Annotated in this window: 13 protein-coding genes; 3 read left to right on the top strand and 10 right to left on the bottom strand. The window is 61.6% G+C overall.

Annotation, left to right across the window (positions count from 1 at the left end; genetic code table 11):
* Positions 1-163 precede the first annotated feature (163 nt).
* Genes V7714_RS15780 through V7714_RS15770 form a run of 3 tightly spaced genes read right to left on the bottom strand, consistent with a single transcriptional unit; the run spans position 164 to position 7,326 of the window.
* Entirely contained in the window at positions 164-1,591 is a 1,428-nt protein-coding gene (locus tag V7714_RS15780) for a 3'-5' exonuclease family protein (protein ID WP_335710569.1), read from the bottom strand.
* A 36-nt stretch (positions 1,592-1,627) separates the two neighbouring features.
* Positions 1,628-5,578, bottom strand: a complete 3,951-nt coding sequence (locus tag V7714_RS15775; RefSeq protein ID WP_335710568.1) for a translocation/assembly module TamB domain-containing protein — start codon at positions 5,576-5,578, stop codon at positions 1,628-1,630.
* On the bottom strand, positions 5,575-7,326 hold the full coding sequence (locus V7714_RS15770) for an autotransporter assembly complex protein TamA (protein WP_335710567.1): 1,752 nt from the start codon (positions 7,324-7,326) through the stop codon (positions 5,575-5,577). Before V7714_RS15770 ends, V7714_RS15775 begins: the two co-directional genes overlap by 4 nt.
* A 269-nt stretch (positions 7,327-7,595) precedes the next feature.
* On the opposite strand from V7714_RS15770, the gene V7714_RS15765 reads away from it, so the two are divergent.
* Complete coding sequence (locus V7714_RS15765; RefSeq protein WP_335710566.1) at positions 7,596-8,195, top strand: putative metalloprotease CJM1_0395 family protein; 600 nt, start codon at positions 7,596-7,598, stop codon at positions 8,193-8,195.
* A gap of 47 nt (positions 8,196-8,242) precedes the next feature.
* Here the strand turns inward: V7714_RS15765 and V7714_RS15760 are convergent, their stop codons facing one another.
* From V7714_RS15760 to V7714_RS15750, 3 genes are read right to left on the bottom strand one after another with little or no spacing between them, the layout of a single operon-like run.
* Entirely contained in the window at positions 8,243-8,635 is a 393-nt protein-coding gene (locus tag V7714_RS15760; protein ID WP_335710565.1) for a group II truncated hemoglobin, read from the bottom strand.
* A gap of 10 nt (positions 8,636-8,645) precedes the next feature.
* On the bottom strand, positions 8,646-8,999 hold the full coding sequence (locus tag V7714_RS15755) for a YkgJ family cysteine cluster protein (RefSeq protein ID WP_335710564.1): 354 nt from the start codon (positions 8,997-8,999) through the stop codon (positions 8,646-8,648).
* A gap of 10 nt (positions 9,000-9,009) precedes the next feature.
* Positions 9,010-9,948: a tRNA dihydrouridine synthase gene (locus tag V7714_RS15750; RefSeq protein ID WP_335710563.1), complete on the bottom strand. Its 939-nt coding sequence runs from the start codon at positions 9,946-9,948 to the stop codon at positions 9,010-9,012.
* 194 nt (positions 9,949-10,142) lie between these two features.
* Here V7714_RS15750 and V7714_RS15745 point away from each other — a divergent pair, with 194 nt between their 5' ends.
* Positions 10,143-11,771 carry a methyl-accepting chemotaxis protein gene (locus V7714_RS15745; RefSeq protein WP_335710562.1) on the top strand — a complete coding sequence of 543 codons (1,629 nt, stop codon included), beginning with the start codon at positions 10,143-10,145 and terminating at the stop codon, positions 11,769-11,771.
* An 85-nt stretch (positions 11,772-11,856) separates the two neighbouring features.
* Here V7714_RS15745 and V7714_RS15740 read toward each other — a convergent pair whose 3' ends face one another.
* Complete coding sequence (locus V7714_RS15740) at positions 11,857-12,441, bottom strand: GNAT family N-acetyltransferase (RefSeq protein ID WP_335710561.1); 585 nt, start codon at positions 12,439-12,441, stop codon at positions 11,857-11,859.
* A gap of 114 nt (positions 12,442-12,555) precedes the next feature.
* Between V7714_RS15740 and V7714_RS15735 the strand changes: the two genes are divergently transcribed.
* The gene (locus V7714_RS15735; RefSeq protein WP_335710560.1) at positions 12,556-14,709 is read left to right on the top strand and encodes a putative bifunctional diguanylate cyclase/phosphodiesterase; all 2,154 of its coding nucleotides are present in this window, start codon (positions 12,556-12,558) and stop codon (positions 14,707-14,709) included.
* A 45-nt stretch (positions 14,710-14,754) separates the two neighbouring features.
* Here V7714_RS15735 and V7714_RS15730 read toward each other — a convergent pair whose 3' ends face one another.
* The 3 genes from V7714_RS15730 to V7714_RS15720 form a co-directional block, all read right to left on the bottom strand.
* The gene (locus V7714_RS15730; RefSeq protein WP_335710559.1) at positions 14,755-15,021 is read right to left on the bottom strand and encodes a hypothetical protein; all 267 of its coding nucleotides are present in this window, start codon (positions 15,019-15,021) and stop codon (positions 14,755-14,757) included.
* 194 nt (positions 15,022-15,215) lie between these two features.
* Positions 15,216-15,428, bottom strand: a complete 213-nt coding sequence (locus tag V7714_RS15725; RefSeq protein WP_335710558.1) for a hypothetical protein — start codon at positions 15,426-15,428, stop codon at positions 15,216-15,218.
* A 132-nt stretch (positions 15,429-15,560) separates the two neighbouring features.
* The gene (locus V7714_RS15720) at positions 15,561-17,888 is read right to left on the bottom strand and encodes a sensor histidine kinase (protein WP_335710557.1); all 2,328 of its coding nucleotides are present in this window, start codon (positions 17,886-17,888) and stop codon (positions 15,561-15,563) included.
* Positions 17,889-17,890 lie beyond the last annotated feature (2 nt).

The following is a 17,890-nucleotide window of genomic DNA, read 5'->3' as shown; positions in this document are numbered from 1 at the left end:
TTGGTGTTTGGGTATCAGCCAGGGCCAACAACCGTACTCGGCGTATTTCAGCATTTGATTGTAAGGTAAATCCGCCAAACCACCAGCTACCCACCCATTCAAAGCCGCCAAACACCCCAAACCTGATGCTAACCGCCAACTACCCGCACCAGATGCGGGCCGCTCACGCCACGCCGGGCAGCCGCACAATCGCCAGCCCTGGCAGGCTGCGCAAATGCTTGTTCAGTATCTTGTAGCTATCCAGGTCAAACGGCATCTGCCCCACTTGCTCCAGCAGCTCGGGCAAGTCCTGCTCGCAATTCACCGTACCCAGATGGCGCCAGTGGTCTATCAGGTGCAGATCCACCGCCGCACTGGACTCGGCCTGCTCCTTGACCAGGATAGGTCCGCCATAGGGCCAGCTATTGATCTTGAGCTTGGCCAGCACGGCGCAGGCACGCGCCTGGTGGGTCAGCAGGGGCTCCTTGTTGACACAAGCACCACGGCATTTGCCTATCTGCATGCCAAAACAGGGCGTACCCGTTCGCCTGCTTGTGCGCTCCAGCCCCAGTGCCATCATGCATAGCTTGTTGGCCTCGGCGATCTTGCGCAGGGTATTGCTTGCCTCCCGCTCATTGCCGTAAAGGCCAAACAGGTTGGTCTGGCGGCCAAAGTCCAGCTCATGGGCGTAGACCAACTCAAGCTTGGCACTACCCTCTGCATTGGGTTCATAGCGCCAGGCGCACAACTGCTCGTCGCACCGCTGCTTTGGGTTGTGCAGTGGCTGCAACTGCTTGAGCAGGCGTGCTTCCATCAGCAACGCCCCAAGCTCGCCTGCGGTGGATATCCAGTCTATGCGGGTGATCTGGTGATGGAAGCGCAGCGCCTTGCTGGCACGCCCATCGCCAGAAAAATGCGCCAGCACGCTGCGCTTGAGGTTGCTGCTGCGCCCCACATAGAGCGAGGTATCGCTGTCACCATAAAACAGATACACCCCATGGCCATCCGGCATGGATTCGATCACCTCGGGATCGACACCGGCTGGCAGGCTGGCCTGACGGCTGATCTCCTCCAGCACAGCATTCAATTGCGCTGCCGGCAGCTCGCGCTTGAGCTTGACCAGAAACTGGTAGATCAACCTGGCATCGGTCAGGGCACGATGCCGCTCACCTTCCGCAACCAGGCCATTGCGCGCCGATACTGCATCCAGATTGTGCTTGTACTCGCCAGGAAACAGCTTTTTCGAAAGCTTGACGGTGCACACCACCCGCGCACGGAAGTTGAGGCCAGCACGCTGAAACTCGTTCTTGAGAAAGCCATAGTCAAAGCGGGCATTGTGGGCCACGAATACCCTGCCCTCCAGCCGCGCCAGCAGCGGCTCGGCCAGTTGGGCAAAGGTAGGGGCCTCCGCCACCATCGCGTCGCTGATGCCCGTCAACTGGCTGATAAATGGCGGAATGGCGGTCTGCGGGTTGACCAGACAGCTCCATTCCGTCATGCGCTCGCCATCCCACTCCACCAGGCCAACCTCGGTAATACGATCACGCTGCGCGTTGGCCCCGGTGGTTTCGAGGTCGACGAAGATCAGCGGCTGGTCTAGCAAATCAGGCATGGTGCTACGCAATAAGAAGGGCAAGGGGCCGTCACTTTAATCGAAAGTCCAGGAGTACAGCAGATCCGCTGCACTGCTCTGCCCTGCGGTCAGGGCAACCGATACCCGCCGTGTCAGCTGATAGGTCAGCTTTACCGCATAACCCACACCGTCCAGACTCTGCTCATAGCTCACATAGGCCTTATCCGATACCCGCTTGCCCAGGCTAACCACCCGTCCCGACAAGGCGCCACCCTCCCCCTCGTCCTTGGTATAGCTGTCAGAGCGGCCAATGCTGATATCGTCCAACCCCAAGCGGCCCGCCATCTGCTGGCGCAAGCCCACCGAGTCGCCCGCTGTAAACAGGGCATCCGCTGCCGTCAGCAAGAGATCGGCATCGCCACCGCCCGCCGCCGAGCCGCGCCCCAACACCAACCAGGACAATTTCTCCGCATCCGACATGGCATCGTTGGACACCAGGCTCACCCTGGGTGCCAGGGCAGTGCCCACAATCTTCACACCCACCACTACTGGCAGATTCTTGCGTTCAGCCAGAATATCCAGCGCCGGATTGTCCAGCGGCCCCTGGAAAGTAATGATGCCTCGGCTAATGGCCAGATTCTGACCATAGGCAGCATAGCGCCCTTCATCAACCTTGAGCGCGCCGCTGGCAGAGAGGTTCTGGGTAGGGCTGGCGGCAATTCTCACCAAGCCAGACAGGCGGGCATCCACCCCCTGCCCCTTGAACACGAATTTGCGGCCCAGATCCAGATCAAGCCGCAGGGTAATCGGCGGTGCCTTGCTGCGCTTGCGATCCGGCGTCTCGCGCCCCTTCACGATCACATCGTCACCCAACGTCGGCGCGTCACCACGCGGTAGCTCTATCAGGCCCTCATCGGCAGCTAGCTTACCGGTCAGCGTCAGTGCCTCGCCCTGCACACCCAGGGCGGTTTCTCCCGACACCACCAGGTTGCGATCTGGTCGGGTCAACGCACCAAATTGCGCGAACTTCACCAGCAGCGAGCCCTCAGGGCCGGTATCCCGCAGGCTCATACGGCCCGATGCGGTCATTTCCCCCTTGCCGGCTTTGAGCGATAAGGCTGAGAGCTGTGCGGTATCGCCATCCAGCGTGGCATCCAGCTGGCCCTCGCGCCAATAGATACCGCTATCGGGCAGCCTCAGTGCCACGTCTTTGGCGCTGAGCCGGCCAAACCAGCTCGGCGCCCCGATATGCCCACCGGCTGCGACTTCAGCCGACAGCTTGCCTTCGACCTTGGCGGCAGGCCCGAGTAAGGGGCCCACCCAACCCAGCGATGGCATTTCCGCCTGCAGCTTACCCTCCAGCGCAGCGCCTGCGGCGGGCCGCCAGCCTTGTTCAGTCCGCTCGAACCGGGTACTGATACGGCCCGAGGCCGAACCGAAGGAAGCTGATTTCAGGTCCAAGGCCAGGGCAGCCTGATCGCCGGCCAGATCCAGTTGCGCCTTGGCACTCGATAGCTTGAGTGGCATGGGCTTGATCGTCGGGTCGTCCACCAGCAGCGCCAGGTCGCCAGTCTGCCGTTCAAGCACCAGGCTGCCTGCCAGCTTCTCGTCGCCCTGCAAGTCAAAGCGGGCGGCCAGCACCAGGTCGGTAGACAGATTGGATTTGAACTCAGGCAAGCGCTCCAGCCATTCGGCCAGTGCCACATCGCGCATATCGCCTTGAGCGCTGAACCGGCCACCGTGATGCCACTCGCCACGCTGCACCCGTATCTTTGCCCCCAGTGCCACGGCATCCAGCCCATGCACCGCGCCACCATCACGCGCCACCTGCAATTGCGCCGGCATGTTCAGGCGCATGGGCCAGACGCCTTTGTTCTCCAGTGCCGTAATCTGCCCACGCCACTGCTGATTATCCAGGCTGCCGCCGCCCTTCAGCAGCAGCTCGAAATCTTCTTCCGCCAATTTGCCAGCGCCGTCCAGCTCCACCGTGTGGGCCGCCTGGGTGCCACTAATCTGCAGCCGTGCCCGGTTCAATGCCAGCTTTGGGGCGGTCAGTTGTGTCACATCCAGCTTCAGCATGAGCGGGCTGCTGGTAGGTTTGTCGGGGGCGGCATCCAGGCGGGCAGCCAGCACTGCATTGCCTATGGCGATCTCTCCAGGCAGACGCAGCTGCTCGCTACGGGCCGTCCCCTCCAGCGAGGGCCGTTGCATGGTGCCGGACAGATTCAGCTGCGCCTCCAGACGGCCATTGAATCCTTTACCGAAGTCGCCGACATCAGGCATCTGTATATCCAGCCGCAAGCTATTACCGGGCAGGCCGAAATCACCGTGCGCGTTCAAGCGATTCGGCCCCAGCGTCAATGCGGCCCTTACCTTCTGCAACACGGCCGCAGCCCGCCAATCGGCAGCCAATTCGCCTTGCAATGGCTGCCCATTGAAACGGCTGGGGGCGATGTCCGCCTTGAAGGTGAGTGCCATAGGCGCGGCCAGTTGCCCTGCTGCGGAGAGATCCGCATTGATCTGGCCAGCAGGCAGCGGGTAATCCACCAACTTGGCCAGGACTTGCGGGTCCATCCCCGCCAGTTTTCCGGTCAACTTGAAGCTCTGCTTGCCTGCCAGCCCCAGCTCCCCGTTAAGCGCTAGGCTGCCTTCCGCCGCTTTCAATATCAGTTGCTTCGCCACCAGCTTGTGGGCTGGTAGCTCGCCAACCAGGCCCAGCTCCATCGCCAGCGTCAACCGGCCATCCCCCACCTCACCTTGCAGCAGTGGCGCTTGCGGGCTACCCGACAACGACAACTGGCCTGATAGCGGCCAGGCAGGGCCACCGAATGCGGCAGGATTCAACTTGCTCAGCACAGCCTTGATATCCAGCAGGTCCAGCGTTGCCGTCCCCGCCAAGCCCAATTCCCCCTCCGCCAAACTGGCGTTCAGCCGTTCTATCCAGAGGTGCTCGGTATCCAGCCGCAGGCTGGCAGATGCTTGCCGCAGGGGTAGCCTGCCGGCCGGCCAGTTGCCAGCCAACGGATTGCTCAGTTGCAAGCTTACCGCCACCGCCTCTTCGCGGCAGGGGGCACGCCTATGTTCCTGCCCTTGGCTGCCGACACGCGCATCACTGCACCTTGCCGGCCTGGCTTGCAGTTGCACATCCAGCGCCGTGCGCGGCAGGCTGGCGGAGAGCACGCGCAGATCCATCGCCTCGGTGGCTACTTCACCGGCCTTGAGTATGCCGTAGGCTGAACGGGAAAACGGTGCAAGACGCAAGTCGTAGCGGGCGCGGAATGGTTTGTCCAGCACCGGGCCGCCCTGGGCCTGCCCCGACAGGCGCAGGCTTTCCAGTGATTCCGACAATTGCAGTCCGGCCTGCCAGGGAGCGCCTTCTGCGCTGCCTGTCATCTTGAGCTCGCCGTGGAGCTTGAATGGTCGGATACCCGCCAGCTGCAATTGGCCCTTGCCATCGAACCAGGGAGTACGGGCTTGCTGTACCGTCAGCTGGTGCAGCGTGCCTGTGCTCTCCAGCATCAGGCTGGCAGATTGCAGGACCGGCGTACCATCCACCACCACCTTGCCGACCGTGGCCGAGCTGATGCGCAATGCCAACGGCAGGTCCAAGGCATCAGGGACTTCGGTGGGGCTAGTACTGGCTTGGGTGCGTATGTCCAGATTGCCCAGCACCAGGGCATCCACCGCCAACCGCCCCACCAGCAATTGCGCCGGCTGCCAGCGCAACACGGCACTATCGAGCCGCACCGCCTCAGTCTCGGTCTTGATCTGCACGCCCTGCAGCCGCAGCTCTCCCCATAACGTACCTTCCACCTGGGCCACCCGTATCATGCCGTCGGTCAAATGCGTCAACAGGGCAAACAGGCCGCGCGTCCCGGTGGGGCTGGCTGCCATCAACACGGCGGCCGCCAGCAGCGACACCAGCAGAAACAGGAACAGTTCCAGCCATACCGGCCCCAGGCGCCATCTGCGCCTGGCCTTGGGCGTTGCTGCCTGTGGGGCGGAAGTAGTCTGGGGCTCGCTCAAAACCCTATCCCCAGCGAAAAGTGAAAGCGCACCTTCTTGTCTGCCGCACCATAGGCCGCATCCAGCGCAAACGGCCCCACCGGGCTAACCCAGCGGGCACCCACGCCATAGCCCTTGTACGCCTTAAAACTGAGCCAGTCATCGGCGGCAGCCCCCACATCGGCAAATACCGCACCACGCCACTTGCCCACAATGCGGTGCTGATACTCCACGCTACCTATAGCCAGCACCCTGCCGCCCTCCACCGCGCCGGTATCCGTCCTGATACCGATGGACTGGTAGTTGTAGCCGCGCACCGAACCCGCCCCCCCCGCGCGGAACAGCGAATCGGTCGGCACACTATCGCTGTTGTCGCTCAGCACCTGGCCAGCTTCCCCACGCAACAGCATGATGCCCGCATCCCCGACAGGCATATACCAGGTAGCCCGCCCCCAGGCGCGCACGAAATTGGTATCCGACAGTAAAGCCTTGGCCGCCCCCCCCAACTGCCAACTCAGCGCCAAACCGCTGCGTGGGTCTACCGGGTTATCCAGCTCAGATCGCGACCAGGCTTGCGATGCAATCAGGGCGCGGTTGAGCTGCCGCGCCTTGCCTGCCGCCTGCTCCGCGCTGCGGGTGTACTGCAAGGCCTGGGTTACCTCGATCAAGCCTTTGAGCCGGCTGCGCTGCACCCCCAGGGTCTGTGCCGATGTGCGCACCGCTTCCACGTCTTCGTTCTTGGCCTGAAAACTGCTGCTGTAGCGGTAGCCATCGACATCGGGCGGTAGCTTCACATCAGCATCAAAGCGCTGCTCCCGCTGCTGCAGTTTCAGCTCCAACGAGCCTATCCAGCCACGGCCTCGCAGATTATTGTCAGTAAACGCCAGCCGCGTCCGTGCTCCCTTGTCGGTTTCATAGCCCACACCGGCATCGGTGCGATAACGCGGCGCCTCGGTCAACTCCAGTTTGACCGGCACATCATTGGGTTGGCTGGCATCGATGGGCACATCCAGAAACACCGATGAAAAATACGGGGTATTTTGCAAGGCAGTCTGAAAATCCAGCAGCTTTTGCTGGCTATAGCCCTCGCCGGGCTTGAAGGTCTGCAAACGCTCCACCAGTTCACGCGAATACTGCTTGAGCCCGCTGACCTGCAACTGGCCAAAGGTAAACCTCGGTCCAGAGTCGTATTGCACGCTCAATTCAGCACTGTTCTTTTCCGGGTCTATATACGCGCGGCTGTCCTTGATGGAGGCCGCCGGGAAACGATCGATAATCAGTGCCTGCACACCACGCCGCTTGGCAGCATCCCAATCGGACTGGGTAAAATAGCCCCCTATGGGCAAGGGCCATACCTCGATCAATTCAGCCCAGCGGCTACCGAAATCGGGTTCCTCGCGGATAGCGCCTGCTATTTGCAGTTCCACATCACGCACTAGCGCCTGCTCACCCGGCTCCACCTTGAAGCCTAGCAACCAGCGATGACGTTCCGTGGCCATATTGGCCGTGATCTTGGGGTTGAAATACCCCTGCGGCGCAAGCAGTTTCTCTATCTCTTTCGGCGTTGCCTCGTAGAGCCGCTGTAATTGCTCCTGGTCGATATAGTCACTACCCTGCCAGCGCAGCACCCCCAGGTTCTGCCGCAGCAGATCATCCAGCGGTGAAGGTGCAACAATCTCGACCTGATAATCAAGGCCGGCAGCATAGCCCGGTGCCGCCAGCAAGGCAGTCAACAGATGCAGGGGGATAAGTTGGGATAGTCGGCGCACGTCAGGCAGTTTAGCGAGGCGCTGGCCCAACGTCATGGCATGTGTGAGCAAATCGTGAGGTATTCCATCGAGAACAAGGGCTTAACCGACAACCGGGGATACAATTATCGTCAATCGGGCGGTAAAATCAGGTTAGGGGAATATCCGCGCCGTGTAACGCGCATGATGGGGATAGACCAATGAGCATCTCTGGGGTTTCAGGTGGCAGCACATACTATGCATCCATGCCCGCACGGCTGCATAGTAGTGGTTGCAGCTGCGCCATGTGCATGCCCCAGACCGTCAAGAGCTCGCCCCCGCCTACCGACCTCAGCGGCAAGCCGGTCAAGACCGATGCCAGCAAGCCCGAATCCGGCAGCACCCGGGAGCAGCAACTCAGTCGCGAGGAAATGGAACGCCTGCGTGCGCTGCAAGAGCGTGATCGGCAAGTCAGGCAGCATGAACAGGCCCATATGGCAGCCGCTGGCGGCCTGGTGGTATCGGGCCCCAGCTATACCTACCAGCGCGGCCCCGATGGTGTGAACTACGCTGTTGGTGGCGAAGTCGCCATCAGCGTATCCAAGGGCAGGACGCCCGAAGAAACCATCACCAAGGCGCAGGCGATAGAACGCGCCGCACTGGCGCCGCAAGACCCTTCAGCCGCAGACCGCGCCATTGCCGCCCAAGCCAGGCAGATGGCAATGGACGCCCAGGGTGAGCAAGCCCGACAAGCGCAGGACGAAGAACCCAGCGAGGCCGATGGCAAGGCCGGCGCAACAGCAACCGAAGCAGAAAGTAATACCCGCCAAGGCCAGCGTGCCCGCCAAGCTTATGAGCAGAGTCCCGGCTCACAGGATTTCAATCAAGGCTTGCTGAGTGCTTATGCTTAAAAACGGCACAGGCAGCATCAGCCTTTAGCTCAAGCGCAATGCTGATTTCAATCCGCATTCCGCATAAAGTCTGCGGTGCGCCAGAACGCCTGTTCCAGATGATCCACCAGGGCCTGATCCAGATTCATTTCACCCATGGCCTTGAACATGCAATAGAGCCACTCATCGCGCATGCGCTCGTCTATGCGAAAAGGCAGGTGTCGGGCGCGCAGCATGGGGTGGCCGTATTTTTCGATATACAGCGCCGGCCCGCCCATCCAGCCGGTCAGAAACAACCGCAGCTTCTCTCTTGCCTCAGCAAGATCCGGCGCATGCACACCTCGCACCCCGGCGGCGACCGGGTCGCTGTCCATGATGTCGTAGAAGCGCTGCACCAGGGTGGCGACGCCAGACTCGCCGCCTATCAGGTCGTAAGGGGTGGTTTCCAGTAGCTGACTCATAAAATACTTTCTAATCCTGGCTGACAGCCAATGGCGGCAGGCCGTGTCGGGCACGTGCGCGGTTGCAGGCCGGCGGAAAGACCCCATGCTCGGCCAGCGGGGCAAACTCGCGGCAAGGGCCAGGGCGCTCGGCATAGATACCGCATTGCACCCGGCTGCCTATGGTGCCCACCAGGGCAATACAACGGGGTTTGAGGTAGTCCGTACCGCGCAAACGGCACAGCACATCGTTTTCGTAATCCACCAGACCTGCGGGGACTCGCCCGCCCTCCTCGTCCAGCTCGGCGCGGTCAAAGCTCACCCGAAAAGCCGCACAGCAGGCGCCGCAGCTCAGACAAGGGTTGTCGTTGGGGCTAGCGCTCATGCGGGTCGCATCAGGCCGGGATAGCAGCAAGCTGCGACTGGGTGCGTATCTCACGGAACAAGGCCGTGGCTTCCGGATAGCTGCGGCGCAGATAGCCCAGCCATTGCTTTAAACGCCCAGGCGCATAAGTTGGGGCGCCGGTGCCAATCAAGCCCGTATGAAAACGCCGGATGATCTCCAGCAGCTCGGGCCACTCAACCACGTCTGCCGCTTCGCCTGCAATGGCTGCGCGTATCTGCCTGGCAAGGTCGGGCCGGGCTACCAGTCCACGCCCCAGCATGACGTCGTCACAGGTCGATTCGCTGCGGCAGCGAAAGTAGTCTTCCACCGTCCAGATCTCGCCATTGGCAACCACGGGCGATTTCACCACTTCCTTGATACGGGCAATCCAGTGCCAGTGCGCGGGCGGTTTGTAGCCATCCAGCTTGGTACGGGCATGCACCACATGCTCAGCCGAACCGCCTTCATCCAGTGCGCGGGCACAATCGAGCACCAGTGCCGTGTCTTCATAGCCCAGCCGCATCTTGGTGGTGACCGGTATATGCGCCGGTACGGCACGCCGCACCTCGCGCACGATGGCATGCAGCAGCTCCGGCTCCTGCAGCAGCACGGCACCGCCCCGATGGCGATTGACGGTCTTGGCTGGGCAGCCAAAGTTCAGGTCTATGCCGGGCGCACCCAGCTCGGCCGCGCGGGCCGCATTGTCAGCCAGACAGGCTGGGTCCGATCCCAGCAACTGCAACTTGAGCATGACTCCACCAGGGGTCTTCCAGCCATTGGCCCATTCTGGCGCTACCCGTTTGAAGTAACGGGGTGGCAACAGGGTGCTGGTAACCCGCACGAACTCGGTTACGCACCAGTCCACACCGCCAATCTCGGTCAGCGCAGTACGTAGCGGGGCATCAACCAGCCCCTCCATTGGGGCAAGCGCGATACGCAAAATAGACAAGCCTTTGAAAAACCTTGGATTCTAGCAAAATTTGGCTGGATTACCGAACGGCAATTACTAAGGCGTTTTTTTTTATATTTCGTATGCTGATAGACAGGCAGTACCTATGCCGACCTGTCCAAGCGCCGCTGCCAGGCCCAGGCAGAAAGCGCGCCAGCCTCCACCTTGTTAATGGGTCAACGCGGAGAAACGGCATGAAAGACCTCAGCTTCGGCTTGCGCATAGGCGCCAGCTTCGCCTTGCTGCTTGTGCTGATGATAGTCGTTGCCATCACCGGCTCACGCGGTGTGGAACAACAGTATCAGCAGGTTAAAGCGCTGGTGGAGGGCGATATCGCCCTGAACACTGCAGCGAGCGACACCCGCTACCACGTTGGCAACCTACGCCGATTCGAGAAGGACAGCTTCATCAATATCGACAAGCCTGAGAAGGTGAAGGAATACCGCGAAAAGTGGGATGGCTCACTAGCCAAGGCCCAGGAGAGCCTGGCCAAGGCCGACAAACTGGCAGCCGAGGAGATACGCCAGAAGATAACGGCACTACGGGAGCAGATGAGCAAGTATGCCGAAGGCTACCGTGGGGTTGCAGCCAGGCTGGGCCAGGACATCACCACCACGGCTGACGCCAATGCCGCCATTGATGTGCACAAGGCTTATGTGCGTGGCATGGAAGGCCAGTTGAATGTACTACTGAAATACACCGAAAGCCGGGCCGCCAAGGTCACCGATGAACTGGCCAGCGCCAAGGCATCGACCGAGCGTGGGCTATGGCTTTGGGCTGGTGCAGCCATACTGCTTGGCATCGGCATCGCCACCTGGGTTGCCACCTCCATTCGCACCCCGCTCAATGCCGCCCAGACGGCGGCACAGAAAATTGCGGCCGGCAACGACCTTACCGTCAAGATGCCTTCACATGGCGATAATGAGATAGGCCGTACCGTCAGCGCCTTCTGCCGGGTGTTGGAAGGCTTGCGCAGCCTGGTGATCGATACCCGTGGCGGGGCACGCCAGGTGGCGGAATCCGCCAGCGAGATGGATACCATATCCGAGCAGGTCGCCCTGGCCTCCTCCAACCAGGCCCAGGCATCGGCTGCCGTTGCTGCCGCCATTGAAGAGCTCACCACCAGTATCGCCGTGGTATCCGACAGCGCAGAAAGTGTGCGCGAGGCCGCAGGCGCGGCCACCGGTCAGGCGGGCGACGGTGAACGACTGGCAGGGCAAACCGCCGATGAGATTGCCCGTATCGCCGAGGCGCTGGAGGCCGCCAGCCAGGCAATTACCACACTCAATGCCCGCTCCGACGAAATCGGCGGCATCGTCCGCGTGATCAAGGACATAGCCGATCAGACCAATCTGCTGGCCCTCAATGCCGCCATCGAGGCCGCCCGGGCCGGCGAACAGGGCCGCGGCTTTGCCGTGGTGGCCGATGAAGTGCGCAAGCTGGCCGAGCGCACCGCTGGCGCCACGGCGGATATCTCGGCCAAGATAGAAACCGTCCAACGCGATACCGTCAGCGCTGGTGCCCGCATGCAGGAAGCCAGCGGCCGCATCGAAGCGGGTGTGGCCCATGCCCGGGAGCTGGCCGATGCCATGGAACGGATACGTGCCGGCTCGCAAGGCACGGTCAACACCCTGACCGAAATCGCCGACGCCATCCGCGAGCAGCGGGTTGCTGCCAACCAGATTGCATCAAACATCGAAAAGATTGCCCAGATGAGCGAGGAAAACCACGCCTCGGTCTCGTCCGCCAATCTCCTGGCCAAGCGCCTGGGTGAACTATCGCGCGGGCTGAATGTGCAGATAGGCCAGTTCGTGGTGGATTGATAGCACCACCATCAGCTCGGCATCGCGCAGGTGGATAGGCCAGGATGGCTACCACCTGCCCCCGTACCTTTCCATCGCACTGGTCTCACAACCGCATTCCCAGCCAGATACACCCAGGCTGCCGAAACAACTCTGCGTAGCCAAACCGGCCATACCATCCCAAAGCACGCTCGTTACGCGGGTCTACCCCCAGGTGTACGGCCGGCGCACCTGCAGCCCGCAGGCTGCCCATTAGTTTATCCATCAACACGCCGCCCACCCCCTGCCCTTGGGCACGCGGCAGTAAATCTACATGCAGGTGCGCTGGCCAATTAGCCAGGCGTGGGTCCAGCGCATGGGCAGATTGCAAACGGTCGATCAGCCAGGCATCGGCAGGGTGCTGTGGCACGCGATAGCGCTCACGTAGTGGCGGTAGCCACACCCGCTCCATATCGGCGTAGAACGTTGCTGAATTGGCACAGCCCAAGGCATAACCGCAAATACCCTCCTCGTCTTCTGCCACCCAGGCATGTTCGGGCGCAAGTGCCAGATACGGCCCCGCGTAAAGGTGCCCGTAGAGTGCTTCCTGCCTGCCTGGTGCGCTGGCATCGCGACCGGCATCTCCGGTTAGCAGGCAGATGCGATACACCGCATCTCTATCCGCCTCGGTTGCCATACGATATATTCGCATATAAGCAAATTCCTATCTTGATGGGTGGCCCATGATCTGGCCATACTGCCACGCTGACTGCAAACCTTGTACTGCCCCAGTCGAAGCGCCTCACCACTTCCGCAGAGGGGAGCCGTGTTGAAACGCCTGTATGCCCGTTTGATACCGCACACCGCTAGGATCAAGATCCTCATGGTGTTTATCGCCATCAACCTGGCGGCGACGGTGGCTTATACCCTCTACGCCTGGAACCTGAAAGCCGATGCGGTCCGCGAAACCATCGATGCGCGGCTGGTAGCCGCCGCCAGTGCCGCCCCCAAGATGATAGGGTACGACTACCTGCGCGAAGCCCGTGACCCGCAGGCGATCGACGAGCAGCGCTACCTGGCCATGGTGCGCCTGCTGCATGACTACTGCCAGAAGGTAGGCCTGCGCTACCTCTATGTCTTCACCCAGGAAGGCAACAGAATCATCTACCTGGCCGACGCCGCCAGCGAGGAGGAAATCCGCGCCGGCAATTATGGCCGCTACTATGGCGAATACGACACCCGGCCCTTGGGCCTGGCCCAGGCTTTTGCCACCGGCAAGCCGCAGTTCGCCGAGTACGAGGATCGCTACGGACACTTCCGCTCTGTGTTCCAGCCCATGCAGCGGGAAGACGGCAAAACCTTGGTGTTCGGTGCTGATATCGACCTGAGCGATGTAGAAGCCCAGCAGCGCGAGGCCTTGAACCAGGCCCTGCTGATAGGCATGGGCTTGTTCCTGGCCGGCGTACTCGGCTCATTCTGGTTGGCCCGCACCCTGTCTGCCCCGCTCAGCCGGCTTGCCGAGGCGGCAGACCGCATTGCCGATGGCGATTACCGAGTCAGGGTGCCGGCACGCGGCCACGACGAGTTTGCCCTGCTCGCCCGTGCCTTCAACAGCATGGGCAGTGCCATATCGGAGCGCGAGGCGGAGATCATTCGCATGGCCTATATCGACCCGCTGACCGAGCTGCCCAACCGCGTCAGGCTGGCGGAACTGATCGCCGAAGAAATCCAGGCTGCCCAGCAAGGTGACGACAGCGTCGCCGTGGTGATGATAGATATCGACCGCTTCAAGTACATCAACGACTACCTGGGCTATAGCGCAGGCGACGCCGCTCTCAAGAGCATCGCCCAGCGGCTGCGCCAGGTGCAGCGTGATACCGACCATCTTGGTCGCTTCTCCGGTGACGAATTCGTTTTGATCCTGCCCGGCGTGCACAAAGGCAATATCGATAATGTCGTGCGGCGCCTGCACCGGATACTGGAGAACCCGCTCGCCATTGCTGGCCAGAGCATCGATGTGGCCGGCTCCACCGGCGTGGCCTTCTTTCCCCTGCATGGCACCAGTGCCAATGTGCTGCTGCGTGAGGCCGAAGCCGCCATGTATCTGGCCAAGCGCACCCATGCTGATTACCTGATCTACGATCCTGGCCAGGAAGCCAACCGCAAAAGCCAGCTCTCGCTTCTGGGCGAACTGAAAACCGCCGTAGAGGGCAACCAGCTGTCCACCTTCTTGCAACCCAAAATCAACCTCAGCGATGGCCGCATTTGCGGGGTGGAGGCGCTGGTACGCTGGAACCACCCCGAACGGGGCTGGATACCGCCGGGGCAGTTTATCCCGTTTGCCGAACAGACCGGCAAGATACGGGCACTTACCCTGTGGATGCTGCGTGAATGCATGCTGACCAGTTGCCACTGGGCAGCGCTGGGCCGCAATGTGCGCATCTCGGTCAACGTATCGGTCAATGACACCGAAGACCCCGCCTTTGCGGGCATGGTGCAATCCCTGCTGGAAGAAACAGGCGCCGATGCCCACAACCTGTGCCTGGAAATCACCGAGTCGGCCACCATGGAAGCCCCCGACAAGGTGCTGGAGGCGCTCAGGCATCTGCGCAGCCTGGGCTTCAAACTCTCCATCGACGACTTTGGTACCGGCTATTCCTCGCTGGCCTATCTCTCACGCCTGCCAGTGCAGGAACTCAAGATAGACCGCTCCTTCATACTGCAGCTGGACCAGGCCGATGGCCTGCAGATAGCCCGTGCCATCGTCGAGTTGGGCCATGTGCTCAAGCTCGATGTGGTGGCAGAGGGCGTGGAAACCCAGGCCGCTTGGGACACCCTGGTAGAACTCGGCTGCGATCAAGTGCAGGGCTTTCTGGTGGCCAAACCCATGCCGATTGTGGACTTTGATGCATGGTACAAGCGCCACAAAGGCTATTGGCGCGAAGCCATGGAAGAGGACGAGTCTGGGCAAATAGCCTGATTTTGGCTACAACCCTAGCCAAAGGGGGAGCACATGAGCACGCGATCAGGTGGTGGGGGTGGGCGCAAACCACCCGGTGGCCCAGGGAAACAGCCTTTCGGTTCCCACAGCCACTACAAGGAAGCCCAGGCGCAAAAGGACCAGGCGGCGGAAGAAGGGGATGAGGGCAAAGAACTTGCCGCCATCAAAACCGAAAGAAAGTCGCGCGCCGTGCATGGCAATACCCAGCACGGCGGCTTGGATACCGGGCACCAGAAATGGAACGCCCACCTGAATCGCCGTATCAGGCAGCTTGAAGCCAGTCAGGAACAACAAAGAGACCTGGCCCGTGGTCCAGTGGGTGCAGACGGGGGCAGGCCCACCCCAAAAACCTCGGCCCCGCTTGCCCCCTCCTGGGGTTCAGGCCGGATACCCGGTACCGCGCCCAAGGCGCCCTCACTAGGGCTTGATGCCTTCCCTTCCTTGGTTGCCCCAACCTCCACCAGCTCCAGCAGCTCAACCACCAGTCACACCACGCCTGGGCCGATGCCGCCGGTAGCCTCACCCTCACCCAGCACGTCCACCCCCATGGCCCCGATTCCCACCCCGCTCCCTACTTCTGTCCATGGTGGTAGCGGCACAACCACCTCGTCGCCATCCGGTGGTCTGGTGCCGACAGGGTCAACTTTTTCGCCCCCTGTGCAATCCAGTGGTCCCAGCCGTCCCACCGTCCAAACCATGCCCCCCGTTTCCTCCCCGCCCAAGCGGGGAGGTGGTGGGCCGGGCTCCAGCACCACGCCGGGTTCCGGCGGCAAACCCGGCGGTGGTACCGGTAGTGGCACCGGCAAATAGCGCTGTAGGCAAAACCAGGGCTACTGGCGCTTGGGCAGCGCAAAGAAGAAACTCGCCCCCTGCCCTGGACTGCTGCTGGCCCAGATGCGGCCACCGTGCAGCGCGATAATGCGGGCGCATAATGCCAACCCTATGCCGGTACCAGGAAACTCACTGCTCTTGTGCAAACGCTGGAACAGCACAAACAGCTTATCGGCGTGCGAGGGGTCGAAGCCGGCGCCATTGTCATAGACTTCGATCACCCATTCCTGCCCATTGGCTTCGCTATGGTCGCGGATACCGACTACCGGGTCAGTTTGCCGGGCTGAATACTTCATCGCATTGTCGAACAGGTTCTGCAGGACTTCGCGCAACAAGATGCGATCAGCCTCAAGCTCGGGCAAGGAGCCTACCTGCCAGCTGATCTTCGCCGCCATGTCGGCATTCAGTTCGGCCCGAATCTCATCTACCAGGCCACTCAGAGCAAACCGGCTGACGTTGAGTGCGGCACTACCCAGCCTGGCCACCGACCATAGCCCCTGTATCATGTCATTCATGCGCTCGAGCGCCCGCTGCGAGCGTTCCAGCCACTGGCGGGACGGATCATCGTCCGGCATGGCCTCGCCAACCATTTCCAGATAGCTGCTGGCCTGCCGCAATGGCGCCCGCAAGTCGTGCGCAATGGCATGGCCAAAGCTCTCCAGCTCGCCCAAGGCCTCGCGTAGTGCACGGGTGCGCAGCTCAACCTTTTGCTCCAGCTCCAGGTTCAGCCGGCCCAGTTGCTCCTGGGCATAATGCAGTGCGTTGATGTTGAGTATCACGCCGTCCAGCCAGACCAATTGGTCTTTCGCGTCATAGCAGCCCTGCCCCTGCTCCATGACCCACATGATCTGGCCATCCTTGTGTTGCAGGCGATACTCAACCCGGTAAGGCAGCCTGGCCTCCAGCGCATTCTGTATCTGCCGCCACAGCAGGTCGCGGTCATCGACATGGACCACGGCATTGAAACTGATGGCCCCCGTACCAATGAAGGCCGCTGCCGGATACCCGGTGAGCCCTTCCACCGCATCGCTGATGTAGTGCATGGTCCAATCAGTATCATTGGCGCAGCGGTACACAATGCCGGGCAGATTGCTGACCAGGGTCCGATAGCGGGACTCCCTTTCCGCCAGGTCGTCATGCAGTTTCAGTATGTCGTTGAAATGCTTACGGCCACGGCGGTGGGCCAGCGCCAGGATCACCGTGGCAATCACCAGTTCGATCAACAGGGTCGCCAAGGCAATATTGCGCAGGGTGGTGAACGAGGACTCAATCTGCCTGACGATAGGGCCCAGTGGCAGGCTGTTGACCAAGACCCAGTCGGCCCCCTCGATACGGGCGACAAACCACACCCTGTCGGCCTGAGTGACACGGACAAAGCCCTGCCTGGCAAGGCCTTGCTGGCGCGCCTGCTGAATCGCGGCGGCCCAGGCCGGGTCGCCAAGCTGGCCTAGCCGCAACTGCCCCTTTGCCCGCAGTATTTCCTCGCCATATTGGTCCGATGCCACGATGCTGTCCTGGCCGCTCAAGAGGACAAAACGACTACCCTCCTGCTGCCTCAGTTGCTGCGTCTGCAGCAGCAGATTGGCCAGTGGCATGTCATGGCCCACCGAGCCATACCATGCGCCGCGCCAATACAGCGGCGCCACAACGCTGGCCATCCAGATACGGGGCACCGGGTCAAAAGCCAGGGCAGTCCAATAGGATTTACGCTGCGGGTTCTGCGCCGGTTCAGTCGGCATGAACCACTCGGTGGCGCGGTAATCGAAATCCGCAGCCGGCTGCTCCAGCCAACCCGGCTCACCGGGCCAGAAAATCACCTCGCCCCCCTGCTTGGGCAAGATCCAGGTATTGACAAAGGCCTTGCCGACCGTAGCCTGACCAAACAGGCTGGTGTAGTGCACGCTACGGACAAAGAACTCGCGGCTGGCGGCATCCGGCTGCAGGTACTTGGGCAGCACGGCAGCTGCATCGCGCTGGGGGTCCAGGCTGGCCCGGCGAGAACGGTAGGAGCCATCCGTCCGCCTTTCAAACAGGCTATCGAACGCCCCAGCGGCATGCGGATCGGGCCGATCCAGCTGGCGCTCCAGCTCCCGCGCAAAGCGCTCTATCGAGCCGCGTGCATCCCCCAGGTCGTGCGCCATGCTGCCAGCCACCCGCTGGGCGGTCTGTTCGTGCCGCTGCACTATCTGCTCAAGCCGCTCAGACAGCAGCGCCTGCTGCTCACGCTGCCCCGTGACAAACAGGACGAGCAATACCGCCGCGCCCAGCAAAGCCGGCACATAAAGCGGTAGCACAGCCCGGTAGCGCGGCCTGTCATCAGTCGTCATGA

This window comes from Chitinimonas sp. JJ19 (genome assembly GCF_036961565.1).
Taxonomy (GTDB): domain Bacteria; phylum Pseudomonadota; class Gammaproteobacteria; order Burkholderiales; family Chitinimonadaceae; genus Chitinimonas.
This window is presented reverse-complemented; position numbering and strand designations above follow the sequence as displayed.